Source organism: Enterobacter sp. MGH 24 (assembly GCF_000493015.1).
GTDB lineage: Bacteria > Pseudomonadota > Gammaproteobacteria > Enterobacterales > Enterobacteriaceae > Enterobacter.
The window spans coordinates 659292-674321 of the sequence record NZ_KI535657.1 but is presented as its reverse complement, the minus strand read 5'-3'; the positions used below and the strand labels follow the sequence as shown (position 1 = coordinate 674321).

Annotated in this window: 15 protein-coding genes; 10 read left to right on the top strand and 5 right to left on the bottom strand. The window is 58.6% G+C overall.

The genetic code is table 11. The annotated features are described in order from the left end of the window. Positions 1–170 precede the first annotated feature (170 nt). The 5 genes from nudF to parE are packed head-to-tail and all read left to right on the top strand — an operon-like array spanning position 171 to position 4579. On the top strand, positions 171–803 hold the full coding sequence (nudF, locus tag L370_RS18580) for an ADP-ribose diphosphatase (RefSeq protein WP_023333429.1): 633 nt from the start codon (positions 171–173) through the stop codon (positions 801–803). After that, positions 800–1222, top strand: a complete 423-nt coding sequence (locus L370_RS18585; protein WP_003862516.1) for a DUF1249 family protein — start codon at positions 800–802, stop codon at positions 1220–1222. The genes nudF and L370_RS18585 overlap by 4 nt, the downstream gene beginning before the upstream one ends. 27 nt (positions 1223–1249) lie before the next feature. Then, positions 1250–2077, top strand: coding sequence for a 3',5'-cyclic-AMP phosphodiesterase (cpdA, locus tag L370_RS18590; RefSeq protein WP_023333428.1), 828 nt, complete (start codon positions 1250–1252; stop codon positions 2075–2077). Continuing rightward, positions 2077–2658, top strand: coding sequence for an esterase YqiA (yqiA, locus tag L370_RS18595; RefSeq protein ID WP_023333427.1), 582 nt, complete (start codon positions 2077–2079; stop codon positions 2656–2658). The genes cpdA and yqiA overlap by 1 nt, the downstream gene beginning before the upstream one ends. A 28-nt stretch (positions 2659–2686) precedes the next feature. After that, the gene (parE, locus tag L370_RS18600) at positions 2687–4579 is read left to right on the top strand and encodes a DNA topoisomerase IV subunit B (protein WP_023333426.1); all 1893 of its coding nucleotides are present in this window, start codon (positions 2687–2689) and stop codon (positions 4577–4579) included. 126 nt (positions 4580–4705) lie between these two features. Here the strand turns inward: parE and L370_RS18605 are convergent, their stop codons facing one another. Beyond that, on the bottom strand, positions 4706–6847 hold the full coding sequence (locus L370_RS18605; RefSeq protein WP_023333425.1) for a TonB-dependent siderophore receptor: 2142 nt from the start codon (positions 6845–6847) through the stop codon (positions 4706–4708). Between the two features lie 385 nt (positions 6848–7232). Between L370_RS18605 and L370_RS18610 the strand changes: the two genes are divergently transcribed. The 5 genes from L370_RS18610 to L370_RS18630 are packed head-to-tail and all read left to right on the top strand — an operon-like array spanning position 7233 to position 11906. Further along, positions 7233–8045: an ABC transporter ATP-binding protein gene (locus tag L370_RS18610; protein ID WP_023333424.1), complete on the top strand. Its 813-nt coding sequence runs from the start codon at positions 7233–7235 to the stop codon at positions 8043–8045. Beyond that, positions 8042–9025, top strand: coding sequence for a FecCD family ABC transporter permease (locus L370_RS18615; RefSeq protein WP_023333423.1), 984 nt, complete (start codon positions 8042–8044; stop codon positions 9023–9025). Before L370_RS18610 ends, L370_RS18615 begins: the two co-directional genes overlap by 4 nt. After that, a complete protein-coding gene (locus L370_RS18620; protein ID WP_023333422.1) occupies positions 9022–10062 on the top strand; it encodes a FecCD family ABC transporter permease in 1041 nt (346 codons plus the stop codon). The genes L370_RS18615 and L370_RS18620 overlap by 4 nt, the downstream gene beginning before the upstream one ends. A 9-nt stretch (positions 10063–10071) precedes the next feature. Further along, a complete protein-coding gene (locus tag L370_RS18625) occupies positions 10072–11022 on the top strand; it encodes an iron-siderophore ABC transporter substrate-binding protein (protein ID WP_023333421.1) in 951 nt (316 codons plus the stop codon). After that, positions 11019–11906: a MurR/RpiR family transcriptional regulator gene (locus L370_RS18630; RefSeq protein ID WP_023333420.1), complete on the top strand. Its 888-nt coding sequence runs from the start codon at positions 11019–11021 to the stop codon at positions 11904–11906. The genes L370_RS18625 and L370_RS18630 overlap by 4 nt, the downstream gene beginning before the upstream one ends. A 92-nt stretch (positions 11907–11998) precedes the next feature. On the opposite strand, the gene L370_RS18635 is transcribed toward L370_RS18630, so the two are convergent. From L370_RS18635 to qseB, 4 genes are all read right to left on the bottom strand, one after another. After that, the gene (locus tag L370_RS18635) at positions 11999–12313 is read right to left on the bottom strand and encodes a putative quinol monooxygenase (protein WP_023333419.1); all 315 of its coding nucleotides are present in this window, start codon (positions 12311–12313) and stop codon (positions 11999–12001) included. A gap of 31 nt (positions 12314–12344) precedes the next feature. After that, the gene (locus L370_RS18640; protein ID WP_023333418.1) at positions 12345–12926 is read right to left on the bottom strand and encodes an NAD(P)H-dependent oxidoreductase; all 582 of its coding nucleotides are present in this window, start codon (positions 12924–12926) and stop codon (positions 12345–12347) included. A gap of 105 nt (positions 12927–13031) precedes the next feature. Beyond that, positions 13032–14369 (bottom strand): quorum sensing histidine kinase QseC, encoded by a 1338-nt coding sequence (gene qseC, locus L370_RS18645; RefSeq protein WP_023333417.1) that lies wholly within the window; start codon positions 14367–14369, stop codon positions 13032–13034. Then, positions 14366–15025 carry a quorum sensing response regulator transcription factor QseB gene (qseB, locus tag L370_RS18650; protein ID WP_023333416.1) on the bottom strand — a complete coding sequence of 220 codons (660 nt, stop codon included), beginning with the start codon at positions 15023–15025 and terminating at the stop codon, positions 14366–14368. Before qseB ends, qseC begins: the two co-directional genes overlap by 4 nt. Positions 15026–15030 lie beyond the last annotated feature (5 nt).

The window sequence follows — 15030 nt, the reverse complement described above, 5'->3', positions numbered from 1 at the left end:
ATCTAATTAAAAAATAATTGCCGATTCTAACAGAATCTTCCATACCAAAAGGTTGGCGTTACGTGCCATCTGGCGGTAATTTGCACCAATCTACCATATAGCCTTACAAACGGCAGCCAAACAGCCTTGAAATTCACAATTTCATCACCATTGCTACCAGGACTCGACTCATGCAAAAACCAGAAAAGTTGCCCGTGACATTCGCCAAAAACGATGTAGAAATTATTGCACGAGAAACGCTTTATAGCGGTTTTTTTTCAATGGATCTTTACCGTTTCAGGCATCGCCTGTTTAACGGGGAAATGAGCGGCGAAATCAGGCGCGAAATTTTTGAGCGCGGGCATGCGGCAGTCTTGCTACCCTTTGACCCAGTGCGTGACGAAGTTGTACTGGTAGAGCAGATCCGCATCGCCGCTTATGACGTCAGTGAAAGCCCGTGGCTGCTGGAGATGGTGGCCGGGATGATCGAAGAAGGTGAGTCGGTTGAAGACGTCGCCCGGCGCGAGGCGCTGGAAGAGGCGGGGTTGGTGGTAGGCCGCACAAAACCGGTGCTGAGCTATCTGGCAAGCCCGGGCGGTACCAGCGAGCGCTTGTCCATTATGGTGGGCGAAGTGGACGCCACGACGGCGGAAGGGATCCACGGTCTGGCAGATGAAAACGAAGATATTCGGGTTCATGTGGTGAGTCGGGAACAGGCTTATCAGTGGGTAGAAGAGGGGAAAATCGACAACGCAGCGTCTGTCATCGCCCTGCAATGGCTACAGCTGCATTATCAGACATTACGAAACGAGTGGAAAAAATGAAGCGCTATACGCCTGACTTCCCAGAAATGATGCGCCTGTGCGAAACCAATTTCGCACAGTTGCGCCGCCTGCTGCCGCGAAACGACGCACCCGGCGAAACGGTAAGCTATCAGGTGAGCAACGCGCAGTATCGGTTAACGATAACAGAATCAACGCGCTACACTACGCTGGTTGAGATTGAGCAAACGGCACCCAGCATTAGCTACTGGAGCCTGCCGTCGATGACGGTTCGCCTCTATCACGACGCGATGGTCGCTGAAGTGTGTTCAAGCCAGCAGATCTTTCGCTTCAAGGCGCGGTATGATTACCCGAATAAAAAGTTGCATCAACGCGACGAAAAGCATCAAATTAACCAGTTTTTAGCCGACTGGCTAAGATATTGTTTAGCACATGGAGCAATGGCGATTCCGGTTTGTTAGCGTCATAAACCTACCTAAGGACACCATTTGGAAAGCCTGTTGAACCTGACTGTTGCTGGTGGGGCGCCAGTCAGGATATTACAAATCACCGATACCCACCTTTTTGCCGAAAAGCATGAAACGCTACTGGGGGTCAACACCTGGGAGAGTTATCAGGCGGTACTTAGCGCCATTCACGCTGAAAACCGTGCATGCGATCTGATTGTCGCAACGGGCGATCTGGCGCAGGATCAGTCCTCCGCGGCCTACCAGCATTTTGCTGAAGGCATCGCGAGCTTTAGCGTGCCTTGCGTCTGGCTGCCAGGAAACCATGACTTCCAGCCTGCCATGTTCAGTTCTCTTCAGGATGCGGGGATTTCTCCGGCGAAATGTGTTTTTGCGGGTGAACAGTGGCAGATCCTGCTGCTGGACAGCCAGGTATTTGGCGTCCCGCACGGTGAGTTAAGCGAGTTTCAGCTCGACTGGCTTGAGACTAAACTGGCTGCTGAACCTGAACGTCACACGTTGCTATTGCTTCATCATCATCCTCTGCCGGCGGGCTGCAGCTGGCTCGATCAGCACAGCCTGCGCAACTCCGCGGCGCTGGATCGCGTGCTGACGAAGTTCCCGCGGGTGAAAAATCTGCTGTGTGGACATATTCACCAGGAACAGGACCTCGACTGGAACGGACGCCGCATGCTGGCGACGCCGTCGACCTGCGTTCAGTTTAAGCCGCACTGCGCCAACTTTACGCTGGATACCATCGCGCCAGGCTGGCGCTGGCTGGAACTGCATTCCGATGGCACGCTGACCACGGAAGTCTGCCGTTTGACCGGTGCTAAATTCCGCCCGGATACCGCTTCAGAAGGCTATTGATGTCTACGCTCCTTTATCTGCACGGATTCAACAGCTCGCCGCGCTCCGCAAAAGCGACACAGTTTCGCCAGTGGCTGAGCGAGCATCACCCCGACGTTGAGATGATTATCCCGCAGCTGCCGCCTTACCCGGCGGAGGCGGCAGAAATGCTCGAATCGATCGTGCTTGAACACGGGGGTGAATCCTTTGGCGTGGTTGGCTCATCATTGGGCGGGTACTATGCCACCTGGCTCTCGCAATGCTTTATGCTGCCTGCCGTTGTGGTTAATCCGGCGGTTCGGCCATTTGAGCTGCTGAGGGACTTTCTTGGCGAAAACGAGAACCCCTACACCGGCCAGCAATATGTGCTAGAGTCACGCCATATTTACGATCTCAAAGTTATGCAGGTCGACCCGCTTGAGGCGCCGGATCTCATCTGGCTGCTGCAACAGACGGGTGATGAAGTGCTGGATTACCGCCAGGCAGTGGCGTATTACGCCTCCTGCCGCCAGACTATAGAAGAGGGCGGAAACCATGCTTTCACGGGCTTTGAGAATCATTTCACCCAGATTGTCGATTTTCTTGGACTGCACAGCCACTGACAATCAATGCGAATTGCTAGTTTAAATCATGACGCAAACCTATAACGCTGATGCCATTGAGGTCCTCACCGGGCTTGAGCCGGTTCGCCGCCGCCCGGGGATGTACACCGATACGACGCGCCCAAACCATCTGGGCCAGGAAGTTATTGATAACAGTGTGGACGAAGCGCTGGCGGGGCATGCCAAACGCGTTGACGTCATTCTGCACGCCGATCAGTCGCTGGAAGTCATCGACGACGGGCGCGGCATGCCGGTGGATATCCACCCGGAAGAGGGCGTGCCTGCCGTTGAGCTGATCCTCTGCCGTCTGCACGCGGGCGGAAAGTTCTCCAACAAGAACTACCAGTTCTCCGGTGGTCTGCACGGCGTGGGTATTTCCGTGGTGAACGCCCTGTCCAAACGCGTGGAAGTCAACGTCCGTCGCGACGGTCAGGTCTACAACATCGCGTTTGAAAATGGCGATAAGGTGCAGGATCTGCAGGTTGTCGGCACGTGCGGCAAACGCAACACCGGCACCAGCGTCCACTTCTGGCCTGACGAAAGCTTCTTCGACAGCCCACGCTTTTCCGTTTCTCGCCTGACGCACCTGCTGAAAGCCAAAGCGGTGCTGTGTCCGGGCGTGGAAATCACCTTTACCGATCACGTTAACAATACCGCACAAACCTGGTGCTACGCCGATGGCCTGAACGACTATCTGTGCGAAGCGGTAAACGGCCTGCCGACGCTGCCGGAAAAACCGTTCGTCGGTAATTTCACCGGCGACACCGAAGCGGTGGACTGGGCGCTGCTGTGGCTGCCGGAAGGCGGCGAGCTGCTGACGGAAAGCTACGTTAACCTGATCCCAACCATGCTCGGCGGTACCCACGTCAACGGCCTGCGTCAGGGGCTGCTGGACGCGATGCGTGAGTTCTGCGAATACCGCAATATCCTGCCGCGCGGCGTGAAGCTGTCGGCGGAAGATATCTGGGATCGCTGCGCCTACGTGCTCTCCGTGAAGATGCAGGATCCACAGTTTGCCGGTCAGACCAAAGAACGTCTGTCGTCACGCCAGTGCGCAGCGTTCGTTTCCGGGGTGGTGAAAGATGCGTTTACCCTGTGGCTGAACCAGAACGTCCAGGCGGCAGAAATGCTGGCTGAAATGGCCATTTCCAGCGCCCAGCGTCGTCTGCGCGCCGCGAAGAAAGTGGTGCGTAAAAAGCTGACCAGCGGCCCTGCGCTGCCGGGCAAGCTGGCAGACTGTACCGCGCAGGATCTCAACCGTACCGAGCTGTTCCTCGTGGAAGGGGACTCGGCGGGTGGATCGGCCAAGCAGGCGCGCGATCGTGAATATCAGGCGATCATGCCGCTCAAGGGGAAGATCCTGAACACCTGGGAGGTCTCTTCTGATGAAGTGCTGGCCTCGCAGGAAGTCCACGATATCTCGGTAGCGATCGGCATCGATCCAGACAGCGACGATCTGAGCCAGCTGCGCTACGGCAAGATCTGTATCCTTGCGGATGCGGACTCCGATGGCCTGCACATCGCCACGCTGCTGTGCGCGCTGTTTGTGAAACACTTCAAAACGCTGGTGAAAAACGGTCACGTCCACGTGGCGCTGCCGCCGCTCTACCGTATCGACCTCGGCAAAGAGGTTTACTACGCGCTGACGGAAGAAGAGAAAGCGGGCGTGCTGGAACAGCTGAAGCGCAAGAAGGGCAAACCGAACGTGCAGCGCTTTAAAGGACTGGGCGAGATGAACCCGATGCAGCTTCGCGAAACGACGCTGGATCCGAACACTCGCCGTCTGGTGCAGCTGACGATCAGCGACGAAGACGAACAGCAAACCAACGCCATGATGGATATGCTCCTTGCCAAGAAACGTTCGGAAGACCGACGTAACTGGCTGCAGGAGAAAGGCGATATGGCGGATATCGAGGCCTGATGCTGAAAAAGCCCTGCTATGCAGGGCTTTTTTTTGCCCGGTGGCGCTGCGCTTACCGGGCCTACGATCGATCCCCTCGCCCCTCTGGGGAGAGGGTTAGGGTGAGGGGAAAGCCTCGCACTGACATCAAAACTCCATCTTCACCGTAAACTGCACTTCGCGCGGATCGCCAATCTGGTTGCCCAGGTTGTTGGTCGCAATGGACGATGTGTAATAGGTCTTATCAAACAGGTTTTTCACGTTCACCTGCAGCGTCACCGGATACTGTAGCTTCATCTTGTACGCCGCAAACGCATCCGCCACGAAATAGCCCGGCAGATAATAATCCGCACCGTTAGTTGCGGAGCGACGGCTTACGCCATGCCCGCCGCCGCCCAGCGTCAGGGTGTTCCCGGCAAACGCATTGTGAATATCGTAGGTCAGGAACAGGGAGCCGGTATGGCGCGGCACGTTCGGCAGCGGCTTGCCCGCATAGTCCGGGTCTTCCAGCACCTTCGCGTCGGTATAGCCGTAGCTGGCGATAATGTTGGTGTTCTCGGTCAATGAGCCGGCAAGATCCACTTCCACGCCCTGAGAGCGCACGCGGCCCGCGGTTTTAGCGACAGTTTCATCACCGACGCTCTCGGTGTACAGCACGTTGCGCTTGTGGATATCAAACAGCGCGATGTTGGCGGTAATGCCGTCGAACAGGTCGAATTTAGCGCCGATTTCATACGCGTTCGACGTTTCCGGCGGCAGGTCGCCGATGTAGCTCGCAATGGACGACTGCGGCATAAACGTCTGGGAGTAGTTGGCAAACAGCGAGACCGCCGGGGTGAGCTTATAAACAAGACCCAGCTTTGGCGTCCACTGGTCGTCGCGGCTGTCAGTGTTCACGTTGAACGGACGGCCTTTGCCCGCGTATTGGGTGTAATACTGATAGCGCAGTCCGGCGACGGCGATCCACTTATCGGTCAGGTACAGCGCGTCCTGCGCGTAGGCGGAGTAGCTCTCCTGCTTAATGGTTTGATCGCTGTCGGATGCCGAGACGGTGGTGCACTTGCCGAGGCTGCCGTAGCTCGGGTTGTAAATATTGAAATCCTTAACGTTCTTACAGCGGATCATGTCCGTACGCAGCAGGTCGTAATTCTCATACGACACGCCGGTCAGGATCTCATTGTAAAAGCCCGCGATGTCCACGTTCCCCTGCAGATCCGCGCGCGTCGTGTGCATACGCTGGGTCGAGCCCTGGGTCGCATCCACGCGGCGGGTCAGGTTGCCGGTTTTTGAATCGTAGGCCATCACGCGGGCCTGGTTATCGCTGTATTTATCCTGGCTGTAGCTGTAGTCGAACTTCGCGGTCCACTGGCTGTTAAGGCGATACTCCGCGTTGAGCTGAGCGAGATCGGACTGGCCGTCGGTCACGTTGAACGGCTCGTCGAAGCGGGTTTTGCGATCGACGTCGACGGCTTTCTTGGTGTTGAGATCGAAGATCGTTCCGCGATCGAACGGCGTTTTATAGTCGCGATGCGAATAGAGCACGGTCACGGTGGCATCATCGCCAAACCAGGTGAGCGACGGGGCGATAAAGGTGCTGCGTTCGTTGCCAAAATTACGCCAGTAATCCTCGTCCTGATATTCGCCCGTCAGGCGATACGCCAGGCGCGTGCCGTCAATCGGGCCGGTAACATCGATCTGACCGGTGCCGCCGCCAAAGCTGGATGAGGTGGCAGAAATTGAACCGCCGAAGGTCTTCTCCGGGCGTTTGGTGACGACGTTAATCAGTCCGCCCGGATCGAGAATGCCATAGAGCGTCGAGGCCGGGCCTTTCAGCACCTCCACGCGCTCGGTTGCGGCATTAAAGCTGCGCGGCAGTACGGTGCGCAGGCCGTTGGTCATGATCGAACCGTCGCGGTTCGCACCAAACCCGCGGCGCACGAAGGCATCCTGCGTGCCGCCCAGAGTGTTGGTCTGCACCACGTTGCTGACGTTATAGAGTGCTTCATCCAGCGTGGTGGCGTGCTGATCCTCCAGCACTTTATCGCTGACGGTATTGACCACCTGCGGGATATCCAGCATCGGCATGTTGGTTAACGTCGCGGTGGAGGTATTCAACGGCTGATAGCCGTTCGTGGCCTCCGCCGTCGTATTTGGATCGGCGGTGACGGTAAGCGTTTCGCCGTCTTTAGCCGCGTTGGTATCAGCTGCCTGCACCAGCGGCGCCATAAACAGCAGTGAAAAGAGCGCGCGCCCTTTTACCCCAGAGAGTGAAGGTGTGAACGTAGCCATTACATCTGTTATCCCGAAATATCCCGCGAATGCGTTTCGCAGCAAAATGTGTGAGTCATTGCCCTTTACGGTCTGTCCGTTAGCCTGCGCTGGCATCAGACATGTAATTGAGAATCATTCAATCATGCGCGAATGTAGTAGTAAATGGAAAAAAGAAAAAAACGGCTACAGCATTTAATCATGTGTATAAGCGCAGCGGGACAATAATTAACGTGTTGATATTACTGTTTTTGTAATGCATGACGTGTTCATCTTCCCTCTGGCTTATCCCTGGTTTTTTCGGGGTGTTTCTTCTCTTGACTACTACATGGCGCAGCGTCAAACTCTCAAAAGAGAATGATTTTTATTTATATTTGTTGCGCTTTTTTATTACGTTGGCATTCACGTGGCTCACAACACAAAACAACCGGGACTGGTTCTGGAGAACCTCTCTGCGGGCTATCAGAAAAAAATCATCGTTGATGATATTTCCCTTGCCATCCCTCAGCAGAAAATGACGGTGCTGGTAGGGGCGAACGGCTGTGGGAAATCCACGCTGTTGAGCACTATCGCGCGGCTGCTCCAGCCGCTGGGTGGCGCCGCACTGCTGGACGGCAAAGCCATTCATGCGCAGCCGACCAAAGCGGTCGCCCGCCAGCTTGGCATTCTCCCGCAGTCTCCGCTGCTCCCGGAAGGATTAACCGTTTTTGAACTGGTCTCGCGCGGGCGTTTTCCCTGGCAGAATTTTATGCGTCAGTGGAGCGACGAGGACGAACTGGCGGTGGAGGAGGCTCTGCGCCTGACCGGCACGGCAGAGTTTGCCCATATGCCGGTGGAAAGCTTGTCCGGCGGCCAGCGTCAGCGCTGCTGGATCGCCATGGCGCTGGCGCAGCAAACGCCGTATATCCTGCTTGACGAGCCCACGACGTTTCTCGATCTCCGCTATCAGGTGGAGATCCTGGAACTGCTGCACGCCCTGACCCGCCAGCACGGGCGTACCGTGGTGGTGGTGCTGCACGATCTCAACTTTGCCGTGAACTACGGCGATTCGCTGGTCTTTTTACGCCAGGGGAAAGTTGAAGGCGTATTGCATGAAGGCGATGCCTGCACGCCGGAGCTGATCAAGGCGGTGTTTGATGTGGACGTGCATATGTCCATTAACCCCTTGACCGGCAAGCCGTTCTTTATGCCGTTTCGCCAGGGCACGGTTCAGCCATGATGCGCTCCTCTCTGGCCTTCCCGATCTTCGCATTGCTGCTGGTAATGGGGGCGATTCTGCACCTGGGCATCGGCGCGCGCTTTATCGCCCCGCAGACGGTGTTGGAGGCATTCTTCCATTTCGACCCGCGCAATTTCGACCACAGCGTCATTATCAAATTACGGCTGCTGCGCCTCTGCGCCGCGATGGTGACGGGCGCCGCGCTCGGCGTGGCGGGCGTGCTGTTGCAGTCCGTGATCCGCAATCCGCTCGGCGAGCCGCATATTCTGGGGCTCAACGCCGGGGCCGCGCTGGCGGTGGTGATTACCAGCGCGCTTGGGCTGTCTCTGCCGTTTGGTCGCCCGCTCGTTGCCGCCGCCGGTGCCGCCACGCTGTTTTTGCTGGTGCTGATGTTCTCCTCGTCCGGTCGCACCGGGCTTACGCCGATGAAGGTCACGCTGTGCGGCGTGGCGTTGTCGGCGTTTGCCTCGTCGATTACCGCCGCGGTGTTAATCCTCGATGAACAGACGCTGCTCGCCATGCGCACCTGGCTGGCTGGAGACCTGGCCGGGATCAGCGTGCAGACGCTCCAGAGCGCCCTGTGGGCTGCAGCAGCCGGTTTTGTTCTCGCTATTGGACTGTCGCCGTCGCTCAACATGCTGGCGCTGGGAGACCGGATGGCGCAGGGGCTCGGCGTGTCGCTGCTGAAAACCCGCCTGCTCGCCCTGCTGGCCATCGCGCTGCTCTGCGGTGCGGCCGTCTCTGTCGCCGGGCCGATTGGCTTTATCGGCCTGGTCGTGCCGCAGCTTATCCGCCGTCTGGTGTCGGTCGATTTACGCGTGATGGTGCCGCTGTCTGCCCTGTGTGGCGCGCTGGTTCTGCTGCTGGCGGATATCGCCGCCCGCACGCTGTTCACGCCCTGGGAGCTGGCAACCGGTATTATGACGGCTCTGGTCGGCGTGCCCGTGTTCATCTTTATGGCCTCGAGGATGTTCAAATGAACCGGGCCGGATTCCGCGCGATCCGTATTGGCCGTATATCGGCGCTGGTTCGCCCGAGGGCGATGGCGTGCCTGATGCTTTTAGCGCTGGTGGCGCTAAGCCTTGTGGGCTTTGGCCTGACGCACGGTTCTCTGCCCATTCCCACCTCCGCCATCGGGCGCGCGCTGTTTTCTCCTGAGAGTCTGACGGTGGAGACGCGCTACATCGTGATGGATATCCGCCTGCCGCGCCTGCTGATGGCGGTGCTGTGCGGCGCGATGCTCGGTATGGCGGGGGCGGCGATGCAGTCCATCACCCGCAATGGCCTGGCTGACCCCGGGCTTATCGGCGTGAAGGAGGGCTGTAGCGCGGCGGTATTGCTGCTGATTTTTCAGTTCCCGGCGCTGGGTCTGGCCTGGCGTCCGCTGGTCGGCATGGCCGGCGGGCTGCTTACCGCGCTGCTGGTCATCGTCCTGGCGCGCGATATCTCGCGCCCGCGATTCATCCTGATCGGCATCGGCGTGTCGTGGGCCTTTGCCGCGGCAATGGGCGTTTTTATCACCACCGCCGACGTGCGGGACGTGCAGACGGCGATGCTGTGGCTGGCGGGAAGCCTGCATGCGGCAAACTGGACGCTGGTGGGGTTAGCCGCGCTCTGGGTGGCCCCCGCGTTTGCGCTACTGCTGTTTACCGCGCGGGCAGCGGACGTGGCGTTGCTCGGCAATCAGGCCGCAGCGGGCCTTGGCGTGCGCATAACCCGGCTGGCGCTGCTGCGGGTTCTCGCCCCGGTGGTGCTGACGGCGGCCAGCGTCTCCTGCGTGGGCAGTATTGGTTTCGTGGGGCTGATTGCCCCGCATATGGCGCGCCTGCTGCTGCGCGGCGGGCAAACCGCGCTCCTGACGGGAAGCGCCGTGCTGGGCGCGCTGCTGGTGCTGCTGGCGGATAACGTCGGACGTCTGGCATTCCTCCCGCTGCAGCTGCCGGCGGGGATTGTGATTTCACTGATTGGCGGACCGTTTTTCCTGCTGCTGCTCTGGCAGCGTCGGGACAGATTTTAGGGGACTTAAATGCGCGTAGTGTTTTTGATGCTGTTGCTGGTGGGATTCGCGGTGAGTGCGGCGGAGCCGACGCAGACGTTTACTGACGATCTGAACCGAAAAGTGGTGGTGCCGGTTCATCCGAAGCGAATCGTCTCCTTACACGATCTGGATATCACCATTCCGCTGATTGAGCTTGGCGTGCCGCCCGTGGCAAGCCATGGCCGCACGCGGCCGGACGGCAGCCACTTTCTGCGCTCAAGCGGCATGTTGACCGGCGTCGACTTCGATAATTCCGACATTAAGTTTATCGGCACGGCCGATATCGACATTGAAGCCATCGCCGCCGCAAAGCCTGATCTCATTATTACCGAGCCGACCCGCAACACCCCGGTGGAACAGCTGGCGAAAATTGCCCCGACGGTGAGTATCGATCATCTCGACGGCGGCGCGCCGGAGATCTACCGCAAGCTGGCTCAGCTGACGGGAACGCAGGCGCGGCTCACGGTTCTGGAGCGCCGCTATAAGGAGCAAATCAAGGCGCTGAAGGCGACTATTGATACCCGCAAGGTGACCGTGTCCGTGATTCAGGCCAATCAGGGAAAAATCAACGCCATGCACAGCTACCACTCGCTGGGCCGCGTGCTGCGCGACGCGGGATTCAAATTCCCGCCGCTGATTGAGAGCATCCCGGACGGAGGGCGCATCGACGTCAGCGCCGAGCGCCTGCCGGAGCTGGATGCCGATTTCGTCTTCGCCACCTGGCGCGGGGATACGGGCGGTAAGCCGCAGGACGAGCTGGCGGCGATGGAGGCGGTCATGCCGGGCTGGTGTCAGTTCCTGAATGCTTGCCGAACCGGGCACTACGTGCTGATCTCGCGTGAAGAGGCCATCTCGAATTCGTTCGCGTCTTTAGGGCTGATGGCCGCGCAGGTGCAGTCGCAGATTGCCGGGCGTCCGCTGCCGGAGGCGACACGGTGATCCGCAAAGAGAAAGGGCGCGTGGATGTCTATGGCGACCGCTTTCGCGCGCGGGCGCATCAGCTGACGCCGCGTCTTCGGCAGGTTGCACGCTACATCCATGACAACCGCGAAGCGGTGATGGAGCAGACCGCAATGGAGATCGCGACGCAGTTGAAAACCTCGGATGCCACCGTCGTTCGCGCCATTCAGGCGCTGGGTTTCGCCGGGCTGCGCGATCTCAAGCAGACGCTGGAGCAGTGGTTTGGTCCGGTGGTTACCTCCAGCGAAAAGATGTCCACCACGGTGAATACGCTCGCCAGCGACGTCAACGCGAGCATTGATTTTGTGCTGGAGGGGCATCAACACACCTGCGAAGTGTTATCCGAGCCCCATAACCGCTACGCAATGGCGCAGGCGGTCTCTCTGCTGGCGCAGGCCAGGCAGGTCGCCATATTTGGTATTGGCGCCTCCGGCATTCTGGCCGAGTACACCGCCAGGCTGTTCAGTCGTATGGGGTTACCCGCCACGCCGCTTAACCGTACCGGCATAGGGCTTGCCGAGCAGCTGATTGCGCTTCAGCGCGGCGACGTGCTGGTGATGATGGCGCAGAAATCCGCGCACCGGGAGGGGCAAACCACGCTGCGTGAAGCAAAGCGTCTGGGCATTCCAACCATCCTGCTGACCAACGCCCTTGACTCACGTTTCAGCAAGGAGGCCAGCGTGGTGATCCACGTTCCGCGCGGCGGTGAAAAGGGCAAAATCCCGCTCCACGGCACGGTGCTGCTGTGTCTGGAGATGATCATTTTATCCGTGGCCTCCACCGAGCCGCAGCGCACCATTAAGTCGATGAAGCGCATCAACGAGTTACATCGTGGGTTAAAACCGGGGAAGAAAAACAGCTAAAACAAAGCCCGGTGGCGCTAGCGCTTACCGGGCCTACGGTTCAGGATTTGTAGGCCGGGTAAACGCAGTGCCACCCGGCAAATTCCACGAACTTAAACCCCTTGCTCCAGAATACGGATGTGCGTTTCCAGCACGTCACCCTTCACCGCGTCGCTCCACGCTTTCATGTGCGGGGTCTGCAGGTGCGCTTCAAGGTGCGCGACGGTTTCCCACAGCTCAACCATGATGATCGAGTCTGGCGCGGTCGCCTGGAAGCTGGCGTCAGTGGCGGCATCCACCATCGGCGCGTAGCCGTGGCAGCCTTCTTCTTTCAGTACGGTCGGGATGATTTTCGCGAACTGATCCAGCACCGCCTGGCGGTGATGTTGACCTGGACGAGTACGGATTTCTGCGATAACGGTAAGCATGTTTACTACTCCTTTAATTCCAGGCTACCAGTTAAGCAAAAATTTCCGCGAGATGCTTGCGATATTCTGCGATATAGCTCGGGACGTCAGGCATTTTAATCACGTCGTTGACGATAAACGTTGGCAGCGGATCCATGCCAAGGAACTGGTTAGCCTTGTGGAACGGCAGGTACGCACCGTCTACGCCCACGCCTTCGAAGAACTGATCTTTATCGGTGAAGGCTTCCAGCGGGGCGTTCCAGGTCAGCGAGAGCATATATTTTTTGCCCTGAATCAGGCCGCCTGAACCGTATTTTTTGGATGCGTCAGAGCGGGTGCGGCCATCGCTGGCATACAGCGAACCGTGACCTTCGGTGAACACGTCGTCCATGTATTTTTTTACGGTCCACGGCGCGCCCATCCACCAGCCTGGCATCTGCCAGATCACCACGTCAGCCCACAGGAAGTTCTGTACTTCTGCTTTCACGTCGTAGTTGCTGTCCGCGCGCACGACCTTAACATCATGCCCGGCGTCGCGCAGGAAACCGTCCGCGACCTCGGTCAGGGTGTCATTCAGCTGGCCTTTAGAGTGCGCAAATTCTTTTGCGCCATTGATAATCAGAATGTTGCTCATTATTTGTCCTCGATGATGAGAGTATGGCGAGTATTCTACGCGCGAGGACGGTGCGGTAAAATGAGCAAAATGTGCAAAGTCTTTTGCATTAAACGCAATAATCCCTTACCAGCTGACCTTCGCTTCAAAACCGCCTTCAGGGGCATTGCTCAGCGAAACGCGCATCCCGTGCAGGGCGGCGATGCGTTTTACGATAGATAATCCCAGCCCGCTGCCCGTCGCATCCTGACCCGGCGGACGATAAAAGCGCTCGCCGATGCGCGCCAGCGCGTCCGGTGAAATGCCGGGACCGTTGTCGCGCACGGTAAAGCTACGCGCGTCCAGCGTCACGTCCACCACGCTGCCGCGCGGACTGTAGCGAATCGCGTTATCCAGCAGGTTGCGTACCAGCAGGCTTAACAGCAGCGGCTGGCCCGGGCGTTTAACCTGCGGAGCCGCGTTGTTGAGGCGAATATCAATGCCCGCCTGCTGCGCGGGATGCCAGATATCCAGCACGGCCGACTGCAGTAAGTCGGCAAGCGTTATCGGTTCGATATCGTCCAGGTTATCCAGCGAGTCCAGACGCGACAGCGTGAGGAGCTGATCCACCAGCCGGGAAGCGCGGTCGATGCCCGCATGCAGCTGCATCAGCGCCTTTTCCCGCGCCTGCGGGTCGTCATGAGAGAGCTGCGCCACGTCAGTTTGTACCTTTAGCGCCGCCAGCGGGCTGCGTAATTCGTGGGCGGCGTCGGACGTAAAGCGGCGCTCGCGGGTCATCATCTCCTGCGTGCGCATAAACAGATGATTCAGCGCGTCGAGCAGGGGGCGCACCTCTGTGGGTACCCCTTCCGTCGGCAGTTTATCGGTGGCATCCGGCGAACGAGAACGCAACGTCTGCGCCAGCTTTTTCAGCGGCTTCAGCTCGCGGCTTAACAGAACGATTAGCAACAGCAGCATCACGGGCAGCGCCACCAGCCACGGCGTGAGCTGCGAGCTGACCACGTCCAGCGCCATATCCTGGCGGTACTCCCACTCCTGGCCGACCACCACGCGGTACTTCCCGTCGGGTGAGGTCAGCCATAAAAAACGCCACTCGTCGTTGTCGCCCTGCAGCTGACCGTTATCGAACCCGTCGCGGCGATAGTGGTACGGAATATCGCGTCCGTTTTCACCGTCGTTCAGGAGCATTTTGCCGTCGACGGCGTAAATGGCGAAAGCCAGCGCGTCGTCATCCAGACGACCGTGCTTCACTTTTTTTGGGATGTCACGCATCCGTTCGGGGGCGCGGATCTCGTCCAGATCCATCGTCAGCAGCCGTTTAGCAAACAGCATCTGCTGGGTATCGAACAGCTTGTCGAGCTTGTGGGTGGTCTGCTGCCACGCGACCAGGCTGGCGGTAAACCACGCCGTCAGAGAGAGCAGCAGGAAGAGAAGCGTCAGGCGAAGTTTCAGGCTCAGCTTCATGCGTCACCCAGGGTATAGCCGATGCCGTGCACGGTGCGGATAAACTCGCTGCCAAGCTTGCGGCGCAAATGATGGACGTGAACCTCTATGGCGTTGCTGGAGACGTCATCGTCCCAGGTATAGAGTTTTTCCTCGATAAGCTTTCGCGGCAGCACCCGGCCCGCGTTGCGCATCAGCAGCTCCAGCAGCGCGAACTCTTTCGGCTTGAGCGTCAGCGGCTCACCGTCCAGCGTGGCGACGAGACGGCTCGGATCGAGCGTGACCTTCCCGTGACGCAGTTCGCTACGCGCCTGGCCGTGGCTGCGGCGGACCAGCGCTTCGAGGCGGGCACCCACTTCAATCAGCGCGAACGGCTTACAGAGATAATCATCCGCGCCAAGACGCAGCCCTTCGACGCGCTGGTTAAGCGCATCCCGCGCCGTCAGAATTAATACCGGCTCGCTGCGCCCGCTCTCGCGCCACGCGCGCAGGATCTCCAGACCGTCAATTTCCGGCAGTGTCAGATCCAGCACCACGGCATCATAGGGCGCAGAAGAGAGCGCGGCCTGACCGGTTTTCCCGTCGGTAAACCAGTCCACGCTAAAGCCCATTTTGCTTAACCCCGCCTTGATACCGTCGCCGATTAACCTGTCGTCTTCTACCAGTAAAATGCGCATGTTCC

Coding starts and splice junctions, on each gene's coding strand:
- nudF (WP_023333429.1), top strand. CDS start 171: ATGCAAAAACCAGAAAAGTTGCCCGTGACATTCGCCAAAAACGATGTA.
- L370_RS18585 (WP_003862516.1), top strand. CDS start 800: ATGAAGCGCTATACGCCTGACTTCCCAGAAATGATGCGCCTGTGCGAA.
- yqiA (WP_023333427.1), top strand. CDS start 2,077: ATGTCTACGCTCCTTTATCTGCACGGATTCAACAGCTCGCCGCGCTCC.
- parE (WP_023333426.1), top strand. CDS start 2,687: ATGACGCAAACCTATAACGCTGATGCCATTGAGGTCCTCACCGGGCTT.
- L370_RS18605 (WP_023333425.1), bottom strand. CDS start 6,847: ATGGCTACGTTCACACCTTCACTCTCTGGGGTAAAAGGGCGCGCGCTC.
- L370_RS18615 (WP_023333423.1), top strand. CDS start 8,042: ATGATGCGCTCCTCTCTGGCCTTCCCGATCTTCGCATTGCTGCTGGTA.
- L370_RS18620 (WP_023333422.1), top strand. CDS start 9,022: ATGAACCGGGCCGGATTCCGCGCGATCCGTATTGGCCGTATATCGGCG.
- L370_RS18625 (WP_023333421.1), top strand. CDS start 10,072: ATGCGCGTAGTGTTTTTGATGCTGTTGCTGGTGGGATTCGCGGTGAGT.
- L370_RS18635 (WP_023333419.1), bottom strand. CDS start 12,313: ATGCTTACCGTTATCGCAGAAATCCGTACTCGTCCAGGTCAACATCAC.
- L370_RS18640 (WP_023333418.1), bottom strand. CDS start 12,926: ATGAGCAACATTCTGATTATCAATGGCGCAAAAGAATTTGCGCACTCT.
- qseC (WP_023333417.1), bottom strand. CDS start 14,369: ATGAAGCTGAGCCTGAAACTTCGCCTGACGCTTCTCTTCCTGCTGCTC.
- qseB (WP_023333416.1), bottom strand. CDS start 15,025: ATGCGCATTTTACTGGTAGAAGACGACAGGTTAATCGGCGACGGTATC.